Genomic DNA, 19,423 nt, shown 5'->3' with positions numbered 1-19,423 from the left:
GTTTTGAATTAATCGCACTTGAACAAAAAACGCCGCCATTCAGCCCGCCCCAATCTGTTGCTCAGCTTGCACAGATGGTGCGGATTGATTGCGTTGGTGTTTTTGCTCGTCGCCGCACTGAGCGGTTGTTTATTGGTTTACAAACAGGCGCTGATTAAATTAATTATTACGCCTGACGCACAATTTCCAGCGCAATATTCTGCGCAAGACTTTACCCAAAAAATCGCACCGCAACTGGATTTAATTGCACAGCGAATCGAACAGGATTCAAGTGGATACCTGATCAAAGCGCCGAATAGTGAAGAGCCTTATTGGACACTAACGCGCGATGCAGATCGCAGTGTGCAATTGCTTGCGCTGGATTCATTGGAGCCTTATCAACAAAATCTTTGGCTGTTGGATGCGCTGATTTTTTTTCGCCATCTGCATACCGAATTGTTTATCGGCATTGCGGGCGAAATTATTTTATTGATCTGCGGCATCGCCGGATTATTGTTATCCATTACTGGCGTGATTTTATGGTGGCCTACCAAACGCAGTTTTCGCTGGCACTGGGTATTTCCGCGTAATTTTAAATCCGCGTATTTGATGCACTACCATCGTCACTTGGGAACGCTCGCGGTTCCGGCGCTAATGATTATTTTACTAACCGGCAGCATTATGCTCTGGCAAAAATTGACCAAGCCGATACTCGCGCCGCTGCCAACTACCACCATCGCCAACACATTATCTGCACCAGTTAATGCCTCTCCCGCACAATTATTCATACAAGCACAACAACAATTTTCCGATGCTTGGCCGACTTATATTCGTTTGGCGACTGTAGAAAATCCCGCTGCCAATTTTCGCTTCCGTTTGCCCAATGAATGGCATAGCAATGGCCGTACCTCGGTAAAAATTGATTTCATTTCGGGCGATATGAGTCTGAGTGTACGCTCCGATCAAGCACCGTGGCAGCACCAACTGATCAACCAAAATTATCCACTCCACTCTGGCTACGGCATGAATCCGGTCTATCGCTTTTTTGTGCTCTGCGGTGGATTCGCACTTTTGTGGTTGAGTATTACTGGCGGCTGGAGCTATTTGCGTCGCCATACCAAGTAATCATTTTTGAGTTGGTAATGTATTCGCGAGTAAACGGAAGGACGATTGAATTGGGAGGAAAGTGATTGCCCGTATCAGTTGCAGACAATCACTTTTTATATCGATTAAAACTTTCTAAGTTTAGTTTTTAGGCGCGGTATAAATCAACTCCAAATGCTTTGGGTCTGGTGTGCGCAGTTGCTGTGCCAGCGGATGCTGAATACGTTTCAGTTCGGCCAACACCAATTGCGCGACTTCACGTGCGCCCAATTCATTCAAGTGCGTATTATCGCTCACACCTTTTGGATAATTCGGATGAGTATTTGGCGGAATGTGCATAAAACGCAAACGTGAACCTGCATCGCCTTCCGCTTGAAAATGCGCGCGGGTGATTGTATCCAAATCGATAAATACAACCTTCTCTGCTTGCGCCACTGCTTGGCTCAGCGGACTGTACTCTTTATGGGTTTCCTGAATATTGCCCGCTGCATCAAAATTGCGGCGGGTAATCGGGCTAAGCAAAATTGGCTCGGCTTTTTTAGCGCGCACTTCACGCACAAAGCGCGTTAAATTCGCTTTGTATTGTTCAGGTGTGGTGTAGCGATCCACCTTAGCCGCCGATTCATCGTTGTGGCCAAATTGGATAAACACATAATCGCCCGCTTTAAGTTGATCGACGATTGCCTGCCAGCGGCCTTCGCTAATGAAGGTGCGTGTGCTGCGGCCATTCATCGCGTGATTATCGACTGCATAGTCACTGTTAAAAAAGATTGCAAAAGGCACGCCCCAACCAGTTTCCGGCCAATCACTTATTTCTTTTTTTGCCATAGTCGAATCGCCAGCCATAAAAATAGTATGAGCGGCTTTGTTAGTGGCTTCCGGTGTGACAGTGGATGTGGTTGCGGGAATTTTATTGCTACAACCAATAACGGCAAGCAGGGCTAAACTGCCTAAAAATAAATGGCGCATAGTAGTGTCTCTGGTCAATATAAACCTATTATTGTTAAAAAATAAACAGATCAAAAATCTGTTTGCGTGGAGAATTTTTAGTATAACGCGAATAAGCGCCAAGACCACATTGGGTATTGAAATCAACAATAATTGAATTAATTACCACTGATGAGCCAATTTTTTAGTGGTTTATCAATTTTTTAATTCGGATATAAAAATAAAAAACCCCGAGGGTTAGTCGGGGTTATTGTTCACGCGTTAATTAAAAATTATTTTTTGTATGAGCACTTGTTAGGGTTGCCTTGCGGATCAGATCCAAATGCGGCAACGGTACAAGCAATCGAGCTACCTACTGATACTTTCTTTAATACCCAGTTGCCTTTGCGGCCAAACGCAACCCAACCATCGCCAGAAGTTACTGAGCAAGTACCACCCAGATCAGCACATTTGGAGAAACCGCTTGGGTAGTCGCCGGTACCACTCAACACAGGTGCACCGCTCGCACTTGATGATGCTGCGCTGCTTGATGATGAAGTAGTTGAACCAGAAGCAGGTTTTGCACTGAATACATTGGAGTTGTGCCATACACCATCAGTAGTGCGATATTTCACCCAGAAATAATAGGTGGTGCCATTGCTCAAACCTGTCGCTGTGTAAGCGGTGTTAGTAATTGGCAGTGATGCAATACGCACGCGGCCAGCAGGATCTGAATCTGTATCCTGATAAATTTCCAGCGCATTGATACTGGTATTGCTCACTGACCAGTACAGTGAAACCGCTGCATTACCAGCGCTGCCACTCAAGTTCACATTACCTGCTGCAACAGAACTATTTGCTGCAGATGACTGCACAGATGAAGATGAACTGGTAGTGGTGCCACCACAAGCAGAAGACGTCAGAGTTGCGCCGTTTTTACCCACACCGGCATAACTGGCCAATTTATCTTTCACACACTGTGGTGTTACCGGTGAGTAGCTGTAAGGAATGCTAATCGGGAAGGTTGCGGTGGTTGTCCAGTTGGTCGCATCGATAGTACCGCCACTAGTCCAGGTGATGTTGTAGGTAGAAAAGTCACCCGGGTTACGCACGTTGTTATTGCGCAAATCCCAGTAACCACAGTTGCTGCTATCAAAACGGCAAGTCACCGGGTTTACTGCATTCTGGAACCAGTTACTTTCAATTAACGCATAACCTTTTTGACGCACGTTAATACCGGAACTGGTAATTCCGTCGTAGAGGTTGTTGTACATATGCGTCCAGCCGCCACGCTGCAACGGCAAGCGCGCGGATACATTGCGATAAATATTGTGGTGGAAAGTAATTTTACGGCCACCAGCAATATCGCTGCTGGATGAGCCATCAAGCCCTACTTTTTTGCTATCGCGAATCACGTTGTAAGACACAGTGACATTCTGCGATTCCTTTTTAATATCGATCGCACTTTCAAAGGTCAAATCGCCATCCGGTGAGCCTTTACACTCGTTGTTTACCGCAAACAATTCGTTGTGATCAACCCACACGTTAACGCCGCTATCGATACGAATCATATCGGCATCGTTATTCGCACCGCCCAGCGCGCCGATTTTCATATTGCGGATAATTACGTTACTGGATTTATTCACCACAATACCGAAATTTGCAGAAGAGCCATTGGCACCTTGAATGGTGACGCCTTTGGTCATTTCTTTAATTTCGACTTTGCGATAGGTATCGTTCCAGTGCGCTTTGGGGCAGTTGCCGGAAGAATCTACGGTGTGATCTTTAACGATTTGGTTGATCAATGAATCTTCATTTCCGGTGTAGGTAATTACCACCGGATAATTGCCATCTTTTGCATCTTCAAGAATTTGCTGAATTTGGGTATAGCTAGAGGCACTAAACGATTTTGAACCTGAAGCGCTGCCGCCATCGGTTGTGGAAAAACCACCGGTCGATGCAGCGAAAGCAGAACCAGTTGCACAAAATGCAATGGCTGCCGCCAATGCAACGGGAGCAAAGCGCGCGGGGTTACGCGCAGCAGTAGGAGCTGATGTAGTAGTAAACATAATGACAATCTCGTCGGGGTTATAAAAAATTATTGGTATTAGACGGATTGACCGAACCCATGCCGCGGGAGTTTGTGGGTTAATAATTTGCGCGATGAAGGTACAACTTTTATTGTTATTTTTTCATGTAAGAGACAAGGTTTCAGACTGCTGATAGCGCTGTCATGTCTGGTGCGCATATTTGCATTGCTGTGATTAAAAAACCAGCAAATAAATGTCGATCTGATCACAGTGTTTTTAATCGATATATAACGAATCTTAATAACTGGAACTTTGTGCGCCAATCTAGCGGAGCATATTTTTACTGCTAAAAAACCTCTTAAAAAATTATCCACATACAAAAATTATTTTTATTATTTTTCTTGTGACAATCGATATTGTTCGCTCATCTCAGCAACAAATTTTTGCGCCGCTAAACCCAGCGGCCGCTCGCGCGACCAGACCAAGTCCACCCACAATTCCTCCCCATTAGTGAAGTTAGCGATGGGCAGTTCAACCAATAATTGGCCATTGAGATAGGGCTGTACAAAGGCGCGCGGCAGCCATGCCCAGCCCAATCCCGCCAATACGATTTGCACCGCCAGCTCCGGATGATCCACCCGCCAATAGTGTTCCGAGGTGATACAGAAAGGGCCGCCGGGGCGATTGCTGCCATCCTCGCTGCGACTGCCGACCATCACCTGCCGGACGGGGCGCAATTGACTGTCGCTCAACTGGCCACTGGCGGACAGGGTTTGCAGCAGCGGATGCTGACGCGCGATCACCGCGACCAGTGTTTCGCGCCCGACTTCCTGAAAGCTTTCGCGGCCATCAGCAGCGGGGCGTTGAAACACCAGCGCCAGTTGCGCGCCGCCAGCGTGAAGCAGTTGCAAGGCGTCGGTTTGCGGGGCGGTGATGACCTGGATATCGAGCGAGGGATATTCCTGCGCCAAGGTTTGCAGCGGTTCAATCCAGCGCGTGGATTGCAACTCAGGCGCAATCACCAGTGTCAGGCGCGTCTCCAAACCCTGACTCAACTCCAGCGCTTGAGTATTGAGCTGCTGTAACTGTGCCAGCAACAAGCGCGCTTGCGGCTCCAATGCCTGCGCCTGCGCCGTGGGTTTTGGTTCACGCCCACTGCGGTCAAATAACTCCAGCGCCAGCTCCGCCTCCAAATTGCCAATCGCCATGCTCACCGCCGAGGGCACGCGCCCTAACTGGCGCGCGGCGGCGGAGAAGGAGCCGGTATCCAACACTGCCAAAAACACCGCAACCGTCTCTGAGTTAAATACGCCGTTCATGGATTTATCTCTTTACCTATCAACTGAACTGATAATAGCTAACTTTTTCTATCAATGAAAACACAGGAAACTGCCTACAGGTTAAACAAAAGCCTGTTCGCAGGCAGGTATAGAGGCAACAATGAAAACGGGTATGCAAGGCGCTTATTCACAAGGTTCTCTTTTACAGGGAGCTAAACGCCGAGTGGTGTATGTGGGTTTGTACGAGTTCTTTGCGATCATCCTGTCAGCCATTTTGCTGCAGCAGATGAGTAATGGCGGCACAGCAGAATCATTAGGCTTGGCAACACTAGCATCGGCCGCAGCGGTTATCTGGAACCTGATCTTTAACAGTCTGTTTGAGCGCTGGGAAGCCAGCCGCAAACGACCGGGCCGCAGCCTAGGCGTGCGTGTACTTCACGCCATAGGTTTTGAAGGTGGTTTGTTGGTGATGCTAATCCCACTGGTAGCCTGGTGGTACGGCGTGAGCTTCTGGCAGGCGCTGTTGATGGACATGGGCTTACTGGTGTTCTTCCTTGTCTACACCTTCGTCTTTACTTGGCTATTCGACCGGGTGTTTGGTTTGCCAGCAGCGGCGCAAACTCGCTGCGCCTGATGCTTGGCGCGCATCTGATATGGTTTTTTTGAAACCCTCTGAATCTGTTTTCAGTACAGATGGGCGCGCATAGTGGCCGGGTCAGCAGCTAACTGCGCCCGAGGCCACCATGAGCGAACCCCAATCCCCCTTGTTAATTCCCGTCCAACAACTGCCCGCCAACAAACCCCTGCAGGAAGGCAAAATTTTTACCCGCAGCTTCACCGGTCGCTTCCGCAATTTTCGTCTGCTCGGCGCAGGTTTTTTGGCACTGCTGTTTTTCGGCACGTCATGGATCAACTGGAACGGGCATCAGGCAGTGCTCTGGGATTTGGACACTCGCCAGTTTCATGTGTTTGGCACCACCTTTTGGCCGCAGGATTTTTTACTGTTGTCGTTCGCGATGATTATCGGCGCACTCTTATTGCTGGCGGTGACTGTCTATGCCGGGCGCGTCTGGTGCGGTTATACCTGCCCGCAAAGTGTGTGGACCTGGGCGTTTATCTGGGCGGAAAGCATCACCGAGGGCGATCGCAACCAGCGCATCAAATTGCAAAACGCGCCTTTCTCTTGGTCAAAACTGCGCAAGCGTGTGAGCAAACATCTGCTCTGGACGCTGATGAGCCTCGCCACCGGTATCGCCTTTGTCGGTTACTTTGTGCCGGTGCGCGAGCTGGTGCTCAGCCTCGCGCAGTTTGAATGGCTGAGCGATAGCGCCGTTTGGGTGGGCATTATCGCCGCGCTCACCTATACCAACGCGGGTTTTGTGCGCGAAAAAGTCTGCCTGCACATGTGCCCCTACGCGCGCTTTCAAAGCGTAATGTTTGATCGCAATACCCTCGTAATTGCCTACGATACCGCACGTGGCGATGCGCGCGGCTCACGCAAAAAATCCGACGACCACAAAGCGCTCGGCCTCGGCGATTGCATCGACTGTTATATGTGTGTGCAAGTTTGCCCGACCGGAATCGATATTCGCGATGGGTTGCAAATGGATTGCATCGGCTGCGCGGCTTGTATCGACGCCTGCGACGATGTAATGGACAAAATGGGCTACGCGCGCGGTCTGGTCAGTTACACTTCAGAGGCAGCACTCGCCGGTGAACCGGAAAAATTATTGCGCCCGCGCTTGCTCGGTTATCTCAGCGTATTGGTGTTGATGATTTTTGGCTTAATCATGGCGCTCAACGCGCGCGAACTGGTGGACATGAGTGTAGTAAAAGATCGCAGCGTACTTTATCGCTACACCAGCGAAGGCGAGGTGATGAATGTGTACCGCTTAAAAATCACCAACAAAACCCAAGCGTCCGCCAGCTACACTTTGCACATAGCGGAAGAGAGCGGATTGCGTTTGATGAAAGCACATCAATTCACGCTGAAGGCGGGAGAAATTGTTGAATTTCCTGTGCGCGTGATAAGTGCAGAAAATCCTATTCACCGCGCCGGTATGAGCGAGTTTGAATTTGAATTGATCAACACCTCCGCCAAAGAATTTACTATTCGCGAAGAAGCGCACTTTATGTATCCGGCGCGATAATGTTTATCAACACTTGATAAAACTCTATGAAGCTATATGAAAAGCTAGCCGACGAAATCGCCGAATTAATTCGCAGCGGCGTACTCGCAGCCAATGAAAAAGTGCCTTCGGTGCGCACCGCCAGCCGCACCCACAATGTCAGCGCGGCCACAGTGTTTGAAGCCTATTATTTGCTGGAACGCCGCGGCCTGATTCAAGCGCGGCCGCGCTCTGGTTATTTTGTTTGCGCGCAGGCAAAAAACGCACTGGCCGAACCGGAAATGAGCCCGCGTGTTTCAGAAACAACGCCGGTCGATGTGAGCGAATTAGTTTTTTCTGTTTTAGGTTCGATCAAAGACCCGGACACCATTCCGCTCGGCTCTGCCTTTCCCAGCCCCGATTTATTTCCGCTCGCACGCCTCGCGCGCTCCATGAGTAAAAGCGTGCAGCAGATGCCTGCCAAATCGATTCTGACTGACATCACCAGCGGCAATCCGCAACTGCGCCGACAAATCGCGCTGCGCTACAGCATCACCGGCGTTATGCGCTCGCCGGACGAATTGGTCATCACCAATGGCGCACTGGAAGCCTTGAATTTATGTTTACAAGTCGTGACCAAACCGGGCGATTTAGTGGCGATAGAAACACCGACGTTTTATGCCGCGCTACAAATTTTAGAGCGACTGCAATTAAAAGCGGTGGAAATTCCGGTGCACCCGCGCGATGGCATTCACTTGCAAACGCTGGCAGAAAGTTTGCAGCGTTTGCCGATTAAAGCCTGCTGGTTGATGAGCAGTTTTCACAATCCACTCGGCGCGTCTTTGAGCAATGAAAAGAAACAACAGCTCTGCGACTTATTGCATCAACACCAAGTGCCGCTGATTGAAGATGATGTCTATTCCGAATTGTATTTTGGAATTCATCCACCCAAACCGATCAAACATTTTGATCGCGCGGGTTTGGTTATGCACTGCGGATCTTTTTCCAAAAATCTTGCGCCGGGTTATCGCGTAGGTTGGGTTTCTGCCGGTCGCTACGCCGAACAAATTCATCGCTTGAAATTGATGACCACTATTTCGCCGTCCATTCCCGCGCAGGCGGCACTGGCCGATTATTTACAGCAGGGCGGTTACGATCGTCATCTACGAAAATTGCGCGAGACGCTCGAACACCAGCAGCAAATTATGCTCAATGCCATCGCCCAATATTTCCCCAAAGACACGCGCGTCACCCGCCCCAACGGCGGCTATTTTTTATGGGTGGAACTGCCCGAGCAGGTGGATAGCTTGCAATTATTTTCAATGGCGCTCGCGCAAGGCATCAGCATCGCCCCCGGCCCAATCTTTTCCGCCACGCGCCGGTTCCGCAATTGCATTCGCTTGAACTATGGCTATCCGTGGAGCACAGAAATGGATCAGGCAATGGCAACGCTGGGGAAATTAATTAGCAATTTTTGATTTTCTCCCTCACACAGAGCGCGGCAATTATTCAAAGATTGTGCAATCGCACGCGCGCAGGGAATCTCTTTCATCGCTATAAGTCATACTCGCATCGTTTATTTTTTGATGGAGTTTTTCTGTGCGTATGTCCCGCTTGTTATTGATCCCCATTAGTCTTGGTTTGTTTGCCTGTGCGAGCAATGAACCCAAGCCGCCAAAAATTACCGATAGCTTTTCCACACTGATTTTGGCCGACGACACCAAACAATTCAGTTACACCCTGATGATGGAAATGCCTGAACGCAGCGGAGGAAAACGCCCACCGCGTGGCGGTAAAGGCATGGGTGGTGGCGGAATGGACGGAGGCCCCGGCGGTCCGCCACCGGATGGTGGTCGCGGTAAAGGCCCGCGCCCCGATCGCGGTGAAGGCGGCGATGAAATGATGGAGGGCCTGAAACACACTACTGAAGAAGGCCTGCTCGCCAAGCTGGAAGACACCGGCTACTGCACTAATGGCTATCATCAATTGGAAAGCCAAGCGCGTCGCGGTGCGATGAATATTGTCGGCGAGTGTTACGACAAAGCCACCGCCGCTGATCGCAACAAATTCCCTAACCCCGAACCGAAAAAAATTGTCGAGGAGCGCTTGGATTAATACACGAAAAATTCAACGTTTGGGATTGGGTTGCTGATAAAGATACTCGTCGTGATCGACCAGCCACAGCTCGCGGTCGCGACAAGTCTCTACCAGATAATCGATAAACCGGCGCACATAGCCGGGCATGTATTTATCTTTTTGAAACACCAGACTGAGCGATTTCGTCTCCATACATTCTGCGAGCGGTAGCGTCGCCAGCTCGCCTGATTGCAATTCATCGCTACACATAAACAGCGGCAAATGCACCAAACCAAAACCCTGACCAGCAAATTGTTTGGCGAGCATAAATTCATTTACCACCAATTGTCGGCACTGTTGCAGCGGCCAATCGCGCCCGCTATTTGCCGAACTTTTACTGACCATAATGTAAGTGTGGCGCGCCAAGTCATTCGCATTCTGCGGCGGGCTGATTTTTTTCAGATAGCAAGGGCTGGCCACCAAACCGTAATTAATCTCACCTAACCTGCGCGCCACCAGCGATGAATCTTCCAGCTCGCCCAAGCGAATCGCCAAATCAAAACCATCGCCCAGTGCAAAACTGTTGTGATCACAGAGGCTGATATCCAATTTGATCGCCGGATGCAGCTCCATAAACTCCATAAAATAATTACACAGCGCGCGGCTGTTACAGTCGTGTGGCAGGCTGATTTTGATATGGCCTTCCATCACCGTTTGATGCTCTTGCACCTGCGCATTGGCCTGTTCAATTTGCTGGATAATCTGGCGGCAATTTTGAAAATAGCTTTGTCCGGCGCTGGTCAATTGAAAATGGCGGCTATTGCGCGTTATCAGCGTCACGCCCAAGGCGGCTTCCAGCTGCGCTAATTTGCGGCTGATGGTTTGTTTGCTGCTGTTTAATTGTTTGCTCGCCGCAGTGATGCTGTTCAATTCAGACACCGCGTGAAAAATATAAATGTCGTTTAAATTAACATTGGATACCATAGTGCCCTCAACAAAACGTTGACGCAGAAAATAAAAGTACTGCTCTACTGAGTTCTGTAGAAGGCTCTGCTTGCTGAGGCAAATTCAGGATAAGGAATTACCCTGTAGATGGTGCATTGGTCTTAGTGGTGGCCGGGTTCCATCGGACGGCTGGGTGATTGAATTCCGTTTTTTGTTTTCATTTTGCATTTATCTGTATATCGTATTTTTTACTGCGTGTGATTGCCAGTCTATTTTTTCTCCCCCTGTTTTTTCCGCGCTTATGTATCACAGCTGCTCGCTAATTGACAGCAAAGCAATCACACCAAAGCTGCAACTTAATGTCCCGATAATTTTACTCATCAAATTTTGCACCAGCGCCTAGTATCTGCTCCCTGTCATTAAATAACCAATCACCAGGAGCCAGTGATGCAATATCAACGCATTTTATTGCTTATCCTCGCTATTTTTCCCTCGCTCTGCCATGCCCACGTTAAGTGGTTTGTTGAAGAGCATCACGCTTTTACCAGCGCGCGCTATGTCTTTGATAGTCTTTTTGCATTTATCTTACTTGGGGCGTTTTTATTTTTAGCCGCTGCCGGAATCATGCAGCGACAGGCAAAATACAGTGCGCGTACTCATGGATTTTTAAATGCGCCCATCAGCCGTTATTGGATGAAAAATCCCACACAACACATCAATACACTGCTGAAGTTTTCACTGGGTATTTTGTTGTTGGCTAATTTGGTGCAAGGCCATTTTATCGCACCCAATTTTGTAGCAGACGGCAGCGCTGTTAAATATGCAATTACCCAAGCGCTGTTAATTTTATTGTTGATTGTGAATGTCAGTTGGTTTGCAATCGCCTTATTTATTTTTGCGCTATCACTGTTTGTCTTTTTTCCTATCGCCAACGCAATTGACTATGCGCCGGAATTAATCGCGCTGAGTATCGCATTATTTTTTACCAGCCCTGCTTATGCGCAAGGTGAAGTGCAACTGGGATTTTTTGGAAAAAACTATCGCTGGCAGCGATATGCCTTTTCCACCGCGATTGTGCAATTGGGGTTGGGCATTCAGTTAATTATCCTCACCTTTCACGACAAACTTTTGCACCCGGGATTTGGCTTGGCTTTTTTGCACGACTATCCAATTTTTAATTTTCTCAATTATTTTGGCTGGCACAGTTTTACCAACGCTCACTTTGTATTTGGCGCAGGCTTGGCAGAATTGTGTTTTGGTTTGTTGCTGGTGACCAACATCGCACCGCGTATTTCATCGCTGCTGATTGTCAGTATTTTCACCTTGACCGGATTTGTATTAGGGCCAGAAGAATTACTCGGCCATGTCCCCATTATCGCTATGGCCTTGGTGCTATTGCTCACCCCCATCGCCAGTACAGTTGCACCAGAGGAAAAATTGGATTCAGAGTTGTTGGTGGATTGATGGCCTAATGCGATTCAGGTGTGTACCTAAACGCATCAACAAACGCCGCAAACGCGGGCGATGTATTGCGGCGATTGGGGTAGTAGAGATGATAGCCCTGAAAGTAGGGGCTCCAATCGGTGAGTAGCGAGACCAAGCGGCCGTCGGCCAGATAGGGCGCGGCCAATTCCTCTGGAACATAAGCCAAACCCAAACCTTCCACCGCCGCGTTCAACACATGCATGATGCTGTTGAATACCAGTTGGCCATCGACTTTTATGGTGAATGCGCGCCCGTCTTTTTCAAACTCCCACGCGTAAATGGAGCCGTTCGGGCGATGGCGAATATTGACGCAGCGATGCTCCGCCAGCTGCTGCGGTGTTTCCGGTTGGGCATGGCGCGCGAGATAGCTTGGTGACCCCACCACAATCAAACGCCAATCCGGCCCGATCCGCACTGCGATCATGTCTTTACTGATGGCTTCGCCCAAGCGGATGCCAGCATCAAAACGTGCTTCCACCACATTGGTAAAACCGTAATCCACATAGAGTTCGAGGGTGATATCGGGAAACTCCTGCAAAAACGCGCTGAGTTTGGGGCGCAGGCAGAGTTCGATTTGGTCATCGGTGCAGGTGATGCGAATATTGCCTTTGGGTTTATCGCGCAGTTCACCCAGCGCTTCCACCTCTTCCTGAATCTGCTCAAACAGCGGCGCGATTGACTGCATCAACCGCTGCCCTGCCTCGGTGGGCGACACATTGCGCGTGGTGCGTGCCAGCAGACGAATCCCCAACCGTTCCTCCAAGCCGCGAATGGTGTGGCTCAGTGCGGAGGGCGTGACCCGCAGTTTGGCTGCCGCCTTGGTAAAACTCTGCTCCTGCGCCACCGCCAGAAACGCCTGTAAATCGTCCACCTTGCCTGCCACTGCCTAGCCCTCGTATTTGTGAATTTTTTTCACAACTGCATCAACATTATATCGGCTAATCAAATTATCAAGTCTGGGTCACTATGGAAATCTGTTCCAGCTATCTGAAATTCCCTGCTTATGAGTTCACTCGACAATAGCCTCAACACCACCATCGACAGCAACTTCGACCCAGCCGAAACCCAGCCTGCGAATTGGAGCGGTGTGTTTGCGATGAGCCTGTGTGTATTTGCGCTAATCGCCTCGGAGTTTATGCCGGTGAGTTTGCTCACCCCGCTCGCGGCGGATTTGCAGGTGAGCGAGGGGATGGTCGGGCAGGGTATTGCTATCTCAGGGGCATTTGCCGTTCTTACCAGTCTGTTGATCACCCGTCTGGCAGGCAATCTGGATCGCAAAACGCTATTGCTCGGTATGACCGCATTGATGGGTGTGTCTGGCGCGGTGATCGCCTTGGCGCCTACCTACGCGGTGTACATGATCGGGCGCGCCCTGATCGGCGTGGTTGTAGGCGGTTTCTGGTCGATGTCAGCGGCGACCGCCATGCGCCTTGTGCCCAGTGAAGATGTGCCGCGCGCGCTGACGATCTTCAACAGCGGTAATGCGCTGGCCACCGTGATCGCCGCACCTTTGGGCGCTTGGCTGGGCGCGGTCGTCGGCTGGCGCGGCGCGTTTTTTTGTTTGGTGCCAATCGCACTCGTCGCCTTTATCTGGCAATCGATCAGCCTGCCATCCATGCCCGCAACTACCTCCAACCCTGCGTCGCGCAGCCTGTTTAATCTACTGCGCAAACGAGTCGTTACCCTCGGCATGTTAGGCCTGGGCGTGTTTTTTATGGGGCAATTTGCGCTCTTTACCTATCTGCGCCCTTTTCTGGAAACCATCACGCACATGGATGTCGCCCAGATCACGCTGGTGTTATTGGTGATCGGCGGCGCCGGGTTTGTCGGCACACTGATGATCAGCAGCGCCATCAAACGAAATCTCTATCTCACCTTAATCATCATTCCCCTGCTGATGGCAGCCATCGCCCTCACGCTGATTGTGTTTGGTCATTGGCCTGCGGCAGTGATCGCACTGTTAGGCGGATGGGGATTTATCAGCACCGCCGCGCCCGTGGCTTGGTGGGCATGGCTCGCACGCACCCTGCCTGACAACGCCGAAGCTGGCGGCGGATTGATGGTCGCCGTCATCCAGTTATCTATCGCCTTTGGCTCAACCTTGGGCGGCTTGTTATTTGACTGGCAGGGCTACCAAAGCACCTTTAGCGCCAGCACCGGCTTATTGCTGATTGCGACGGTACTCATCTACGCCACCGCACGCGTAGAACCCTCTTCCCTAACTCATTAACGATGTGATCTATCCACAACAGGAGCATTCCCATGAGCGATTACCCACTCGATCAAACAACCACCGATAACCACGACGCAGCGCGTCGTCAGCTGCTCAAAATGACCGGTACTGGCATTGCGGCTGTTTGCGTGGCATCTGCAATAGCGGCTCCCGCGTCGGCAGAAACCACCTTAAAACTCGGCGATAGCTGGGACAAAACCTTTGCCAAGAGCGACAAGGTAAATCACCAAAAAGTGACTTTCAGTAACCGCTACGGCATCACCCTCGCGGCGGATTTGTACACGCCGAAAAATGCCAGCGGCAAGTTGGCGGCATTGGCTATCAGCGGCCCGTTTGGTGCAATCAAAGAACAATCATCCGGTTTGTATGCGCAGACGATGGCGGAGCGCGGGTTTATCGCCCTCGCATTTGACCCCTCCTACACCGGCGAAAGCGGCGGCGAACCGCGCAATGTGGCATCGCCCGATATCAACACTGAAGACTTTAGCGCGGCAGTGGATTTCCTCGGCCTGTTGCCCAATGTTGAACGCGAGCGTATCGGCATTATTGGAATTTGCGGCTGGGGTGGTATGGCACTCAACGCGGCGGCAATCGATAAACGCATCAAAGCCGTAGTCGCCAGCACCATGTACGACATGTCGCGCGTGATGTCCAAGGGCTACAACGACAGCACTACCAAAGCACAGCGCAGCGACGCACTCACACAACTCGGGCAACAGCGCTGGAAGGATGCAGAAGCAGGCACACCCGCACTCGGCCCGGTATCGCTCGAATTAAAAGGCGGCGAGCCGCAATTTGTGCAGGAATACGCGGGTTACTACAAATCCACAGAGCGAGGCTTTCATCCGCGCGCGATCAACTCCAACAGCGCCTGGACGCTCACCACACCGCTATCATTTATGAACATGCCGCTGCTGAGTTACATCGACGAAATATCACCGCGCCCGCTGTTGTTAATCCACGGCGAAAAAGCCCACTCGCGCTACTTCAGTGAAACCGCGTACAAAGCTGCTGCCGAACCGAAGGAATTGATGATCATCAAAGGCGCAAACCACGTCGATCTTTACGATCAAATGGACGTAATTCCGTTTGATAAGTTGGAGAAATTTTTTGGTGAGAATTTGAAAGCGGCGGTTTAAAAATTGGCGTGATTATTTTTCGATTTTTATTTGTAGGTTGGGCAGCAATGCCCAACAGTTTGGGAGAAACATAATATTGTTGGGCATGACTGCCCAACCTACTTTCCATCATTCTTCCATGAGCTTTTCCCATCTATATTGGCAATAACCACACTTACCCTCATTGTATTGATCGTCAATACCTAAAGGCGCATCACACATTTCACAGTTTGTATATTCCATTTCATATTCACATGCCACACAGCAACCTTCTTCGATAATGAATGTACTTTTTCCACACCCACGGCATGAACCATAAATAGGATCACCACCGTCCTTTACATTTCTAGCAGCCTGCCAAGCCAATGAATCCTCAATACATTGCTCAAGAACGTCATAAAAACTAAAATCGTTCCCACATGATTTACAGTGTAGATCAATGAAAGGATAGGTATTTTCTGGAGATACAGCTTGTATTAGGGATGAGCGACACTGATTACATCGAAGGTGTTTTAGCGATTCCTCAACTGAAGAATATATCCAATTCACGGCATCAATAGTCGCTTTACATTCTCGTTCTTCTGTCGAATACACTTCGCTTACATTAAGCAAAGTCGCCCAACAATCGTTACCAAGAGCTTCTTGAGGATTTAGATCTAAATGCTCCAATAAAAAATCTCTGATTAATAGGAAAGACTTGGCAACTACTTCTCGCACAGTATCAGGCGACTCAGATGTGAAATAATGTTCTAGGTCATTTCTCAATTTATTAATTTCATCGAATCGGCTCCAATCTACTGAAACATTCAAACTGCTAAACCTTTCCTTTATCGTTTGAACATCAACCGTTTTATGTCCTTTTCCCTCAAAAACAATGTCCCCATTTTGATTTTTTACCGGACGAATATTTTGCTTTATAAGCAATTCTTTATTTCCATCTGGAGACAACTGGCAGAGTTTTTCTTTATAAAGCAATAAAATACCAGCGCCAATATTTCTTACCGCAGATACACTCCGCCTATCATCGTCGCTTTCAAAATCTTCAACCCCAACTTGAATTGAATCTATAGCATTTTTGATGATACTCATTTGCTCTCCTGAGTTAACATTTTATTAAAAATATGAAACGCATAATTTTCTAATTAATCACATTAAAATCTGCTTTCTACTCCAAAGATAATTTTCCTTTATCTCAAAAAGATAATTAAAGATCATAGCAACATTTCACGCCACCCACATTACAACGAATTACTGCAATTAAGCTCAATATGAGAAATCCGATTCCCACAACAGGAATCGGCTTTCTATTAAATGCCTTCAAAGAGAGCTGCGTAAAAATTTGTTTTATTTTTTGCAGTCTTGGGGATGAAAGCCCAACCTAGGGGCTGCCTGACTGGCGAGGTTTCTGGCAACGGGATTTTGAGGAATAGCTGCTAACACAATGCAGGCTTTCCTAACGGTAAATAAAAAAATAAGAGCGATTAATGATGAGATCACCCATAGCGATTCTATGCATTCCCTTGTTTTGTTTTTTTGGCTGCGCGGCCACCGGAACCGGTTCTTCAGAGGATTCCACATTGAACCGCGTCGGCTCTGCACCACAATTGCAAGTCAGTGCTGATCAACGCCACTTGCAGTCCTCACGTCAGGAACCCTTTTTCTGGTTGGCGGATACCGCGTGGGAAATGTTGCATCGACTCGATTACGAACAAACCGACCACTACTTGATGACCCGGCAGAGTCAGGGTTTCAACGTTGTGCAAACTGTGATTCTTGCCGAGCAGGATGGCTTGCGTGTTCCCAATCGCAACGGCGATTTGCCGCTTCATAACCTCGACCCGACACAACCCAATGAGGCTTATTTTCAGCATGTGGATCGCGTGATCAAACGCGCTAATGAATTGGGATTTGTCGTTGCTTTGCTGCCCACCTGGGGCGACAAATTTAATCGCAAATGGGGTGCAGGGCCTGAAATTTTTGATGCAGACAATGCCTATGCCTTTGGCAAATTTTTGGGTGATCGTTATGCCAATGCAGCCATCGTTTGGGTGCTGGGCGGCGATCGCATACCTGAAGAGCCGCAGGACTTTGCCATCATCAATGCGATGGCTAAAGGGCTGCAGGAGGGCGATGGCGGCCGCCACCTCATCAGCTATCACCCGCAGGGGCGCCAATCATCCGCAAACTTTTTCCACGGGGAATCATGGCTCGCCTTCAATATGCATCAAAGCGGACATGGCGAGCGCGATTACACCAACTTTAGCGACACGCTCAGAGACGCCAGCCGCACACCCATCAAGCCTGCCTTGGATTCCGAGCCGCTCTATGAGGATATTCCCATCGGCTTTAAACCCGAGAATGGTTGGTTTGGCGCATTTGAGGTTCGCCGCGCCGCTTATTGGTCGGTATTGGCAGGGGCACTTGGCCATAGCTACGGCCATCACAGCATCTGGCAAATGTGGGAGCCAGGCATGAACGGCATACTCGATGCCCGCACCCCTTGGCAGGAGGCGCTGTATTATCCCGGCGCCTACCAAATGGGCTATATGAAAACATTGTTTACCAATCTGCCCTGGACCATGCTGCGCCCGGCTCAATCCCAACTGATAGATGGGCCACAGCAAGGTGCCGATGCCATCCGCGTTGCGGCCACTGCCAGTGGAGAGCTGGTCGTGGTCTATACCCCTTTCGGGATCCGTTTCTCGCTCGACTTACCAACGGTGCCAACAGCGGGCTACTGGTTCAACCCGCGCGATGCGACCCGAATTCCGCTTTCTGCCATCCCCCACACCACAGGTACTACTCAATTCGATCCACCCGCCGATGCGGAGCGCGGTAACGATTGGGTGTTAGTGCTTGAGCGACACTAGGATTTCTGGAGCAGACGGTTCGGACTCAGCCAAAAATATCCAACTGCCCATCGGTTTTTTTAGCGGCGGGGATGCTCAGGGGTTTGCGGAATTGGCTGCAATCCAGTTGCGCGAAACGGCCGCTTTTATCCAGCCCATAGCGTTTGAGTGCTTTGGCGAAGCGCTGGCGGATCATGTCGGCCCAGAGGCCTTCGCCGCGCATACGGGTGGCGAAGTTGGAATCGTAATCTTTGCCGCCGCGCATATCGCGGATGCGATTCATCACCCGCTCGGCTCGCTCGGGGAAGTGGGTTTGCAACCATTGCTGGAACAGCGGATTTACTTCCCAAGGTAGGCGCAACACCGTGTAGCCAGCGGCGACTGCACCGGCATTGGCGGCAGCTTGCATCACCTTTTCCAACTCCTGTTCGGTCACAAACGGAATCACTGGCGCTACGCTCACCAGCACCGGAATGCCCGCGCGAGTGAGTTTTTCTATGGTCTGCAAACGGCGGCTGGGCGATGCGGCGCGCGGTTCCAAGGTACGGGAGATGTTGTGATCGAGCGTGGTGATGGTGATCGCGACCGTGACCAGATTTTTGGCGGTCATATCCTGCAGCACATCTATATCCCGCTCGATCAATGCTGACTTGGTGATCATGCCCAATGGGTGATTGCATTCGTGCAGCACTTCCAAACAGCGACGGGTGATTTTTAACTCGCGTTCGCAGGGCTGGTAGGCATCGGTATTCATGCCAAACGCAATCGGACTCACTTGGTAATGCGGATGGGCAAGCTCGCGCCGCAGCAGTTCCGGCGCATTGGTTTTGGCGTAGAGGCGGGTTTCAAAATCCAGCCCCGGCGACAGCCCAAGATAAGCGTGAGTCGGGCGCGCAAAGCAGTAAATGCAGCCGTGCTCGCAGCCGCGATAAGAGTTGAGCGTGACGCTAAACGGCAGATCGGGCGATTCGTTGCGGGTGAGAATGCTCTTGGCTAACTCGGGAGTGACTGTTGATTTAAGAGAATGGGTCTTGAGCGCAGGGTTGATGTCGGTGTCATCGCGAAACGGCAGCCAACCATCATCGACCACTTCGATCAACTGGGTCTCATAGCGGCCGGCGATATTGCTGACCGCACCACGCCCTTTTATCGCCTCAGGTTTGGCGGCGATCCAGGGATCGGGGTTTTCAAGATATTCATCATCAACCATTAACCACGCCCCCATGTCTTCAAAAACAACTGTATATAAAAACAGTATTTTGGGCTTGTTGAGTTAGCTTGGCAATAGC

At 50.0% G+C, this 19,423-nt stretch carries 16 protein-coding genes; 9 read left to right on the top strand and 7 right to left on the bottom strand.

Annotation, left to right across the window (positions count from 1 at the left end):
- Nucleotides 1-18: 18 nt before the first annotated feature.
- A complete protein-coding gene (locus tag SPL68_RS03070) occupies nucleotides 19-1,104 on the top strand; it encodes a PepSY-associated TM helix domain-containing protein (RefSeq protein ID WP_323813597.1) in 1,086 nt (361 codons plus the stop codon).
- A gap of 120 nt (nucleotides 1,105-1,224) precedes the next feature.
- On the opposite strand, the gene SPL68_RS03065 is transcribed toward SPL68_RS03070, so the two are convergent.
- From SPL68_RS03065 to SPL68_RS03055, 3 genes are all read right to left on the bottom strand, one after another.
- Nucleotides 1,225-2,052 carry a rhamnogalacturonan acetylesterase gene (locus SPL68_RS03065; protein WP_323813596.1) on the bottom strand — a complete coding sequence of 276 codons (828 nt, stop codon included), beginning with the start codon at nucleotides 2,050-2,052 and terminating at the stop codon, nucleotides 1,225-1,227.
- 251 nt (nucleotides 2,053-2,303) lie between these two features.
- Complete coding sequence (locus SPL68_RS03060; RefSeq protein ID WP_323813595.1) at nucleotides 2,304-4,079, bottom strand: pectate lyase family protein; 1,776 nt, start codon at nucleotides 4,077-4,079, stop codon at nucleotides 2,304-2,306.
- Nucleotides 4,080-4,432: 353 nt separating this feature from the next.
- Nucleotides 4,433-5,359, bottom strand: a complete 927-nt coding sequence (locus SPL68_RS03055; RefSeq protein ID WP_323813594.1) for a LysR family transcriptional regulator — start codon at nucleotides 5,357-5,359, stop codon at nucleotides 4,433-4,435.
- Between the two features lie 121 nt (nucleotides 5,360-5,480).
- On the opposite strand from SPL68_RS03055, the gene SPL68_RS03050 reads away from it, so the two are divergent.
- From SPL68_RS03050 to SPL68_RS03035, 4 genes are all read left to right on the top strand, one after another.
- The gene (locus SPL68_RS03050) at nucleotides 5,481-5,954 is read left to right on the top strand and encodes a PACE efflux transporter (protein WP_323813593.1); all 474 of its coding nucleotides are present in this window, start codon (nucleotides 5,481-5,483) and stop codon (nucleotides 5,952-5,954) included.
- 109 nt (nucleotides 5,955-6,063) lie between these two features.
- Entirely contained in the window at nucleotides 6,064-7,470 is a 1,407-nt protein-coding gene (gene ccoG, locus SPL68_RS03045) for a cytochrome c oxidase accessory protein CcoG (protein WP_323813592.1), read from the top strand.
- Between the two features lie 26 nt (nucleotides 7,471-7,496).
- Nucleotides 7,497-8,906: a GntR family transcriptional regulator MpaR gene (mapR, locus tag SPL68_RS03040; protein WP_323813591.1), complete on the top strand. Its 1,410-nt coding sequence runs from the start codon at nucleotides 7,497-7,499 to the stop codon at nucleotides 8,904-8,906.
- Between the two features lie 121 nt (nucleotides 8,907-9,027).
- On the top strand, nucleotides 9,028-9,543 hold the full coding sequence (locus SPL68_RS03035; RefSeq protein ID WP_323813590.1) for a hypothetical protein: 516 nt from the start codon (nucleotides 9,028-9,030) through the stop codon (nucleotides 9,541-9,543).
- Between the two features lie 12 nt (nucleotides 9,544-9,555).
- On the opposite strand, the gene SPL68_RS03030 is transcribed toward SPL68_RS03035, so the two are convergent.
- Nucleotides 9,556-10,488: a LysR family transcriptional regulator gene (locus SPL68_RS03030; protein ID WP_323813589.1), complete on the bottom strand. Its 933-nt coding sequence runs from the start codon at nucleotides 10,486-10,488 to the stop codon at nucleotides 9,556-9,558.
- Nucleotides 10,489-10,896: 408 nt separating this feature from the next.
- Here SPL68_RS03030 and SPL68_RS03025 point away from each other — a divergent pair, with 408 nt between their 5' ends.
- Nucleotides 10,897-11,913, top strand: a complete 1,017-nt coding sequence (locus SPL68_RS03025) for a hypothetical protein (protein WP_323813588.1) — start codon at nucleotides 10,897-10,899, stop codon at nucleotides 11,911-11,913.
- Between the two features lie 4 nt (nucleotides 11,914-11,917).
- On the opposite strand, the gene SPL68_RS03020 is transcribed toward SPL68_RS03025, so the two are convergent.
- On the bottom strand, nucleotides 11,918-12,805 hold the full coding sequence (locus SPL68_RS03020; protein ID WP_323813587.1) for a LysR family transcriptional regulator: 888 nt from the start codon (nucleotides 12,803-12,805) through the stop codon (nucleotides 11,918-11,920).
- A gap of 132 nt (nucleotides 12,806-12,937) precedes the next feature.
- Between SPL68_RS03020 and SPL68_RS03015 the strand changes: the two genes are divergently transcribed.
- A complete protein-coding gene (locus tag SPL68_RS03015; protein ID WP_323813586.1) occupies nucleotides 12,938-14,164 on the top strand; it encodes an MFS transporter in 1,227 nt (408 codons plus the stop codon).
- A 32-nt stretch (nucleotides 14,165-14,196) separates the two neighbouring features.
- Nucleotides 14,197-15,306: an alpha/beta hydrolase gene (locus SPL68_RS03010; RefSeq protein WP_323813585.1), complete on the top strand. Its 1,110-nt coding sequence runs from the start codon at nucleotides 14,197-14,199 to the stop codon at nucleotides 15,304-15,306.
- Nucleotides 15,307-15,414: 108 nt separating this feature from the next.
- Here SPL68_RS03010 and SPL68_RS03005 read toward each other — a convergent pair whose 3' ends face one another.
- Complete coding sequence (locus SPL68_RS03005) at nucleotides 15,415-16,374, bottom strand: hypothetical protein (protein ID WP_323813584.1); 960 nt, start codon at nucleotides 16,372-16,374, stop codon at nucleotides 15,415-15,417.
- 395 nt (nucleotides 16,375-16,769) lie between these two features.
- Between SPL68_RS03005 and SPL68_RS03000 the strand changes: the two genes are divergently transcribed.
- Complete coding sequence (locus tag SPL68_RS03000) at nucleotides 16,770-18,155, top strand: glycoside hydrolase family 140 protein (protein ID WP_323813583.1); 1,386 nt, start codon at nucleotides 16,770-16,772, stop codon at nucleotides 18,153-18,155.
- A gap of 25 nt (nucleotides 18,156-18,180) precedes the next feature.
- Here SPL68_RS03000 and SPL68_RS02995 read toward each other — a convergent pair whose 3' ends face one another.
- Nucleotides 18,181-19,344, bottom strand: a complete 1,164-nt coding sequence (locus SPL68_RS02995; protein WP_323813582.1) for a PA0069 family radical SAM protein — start codon at nucleotides 19,342-19,344, stop codon at nucleotides 18,181-18,183.
- Nucleotides 19,345-19,423: the final 79 nt, after the last annotated feature.

Source organism: Cellvibrio chitinivorans (assembly GCF_035117775.1).
GTDB classification, from domain to species: Bacteria; Pseudomonadota; Gammaproteobacteria; order Pseudomonadales; family Cellvibrionaceae; genus Cellvibrio; species Cellvibrio chitinivorans.
The sequence above is the reverse complement of the archived record's forward strand: the minus strand, read 5'-3'. Positions and strand labels throughout refer to the sequence as shown.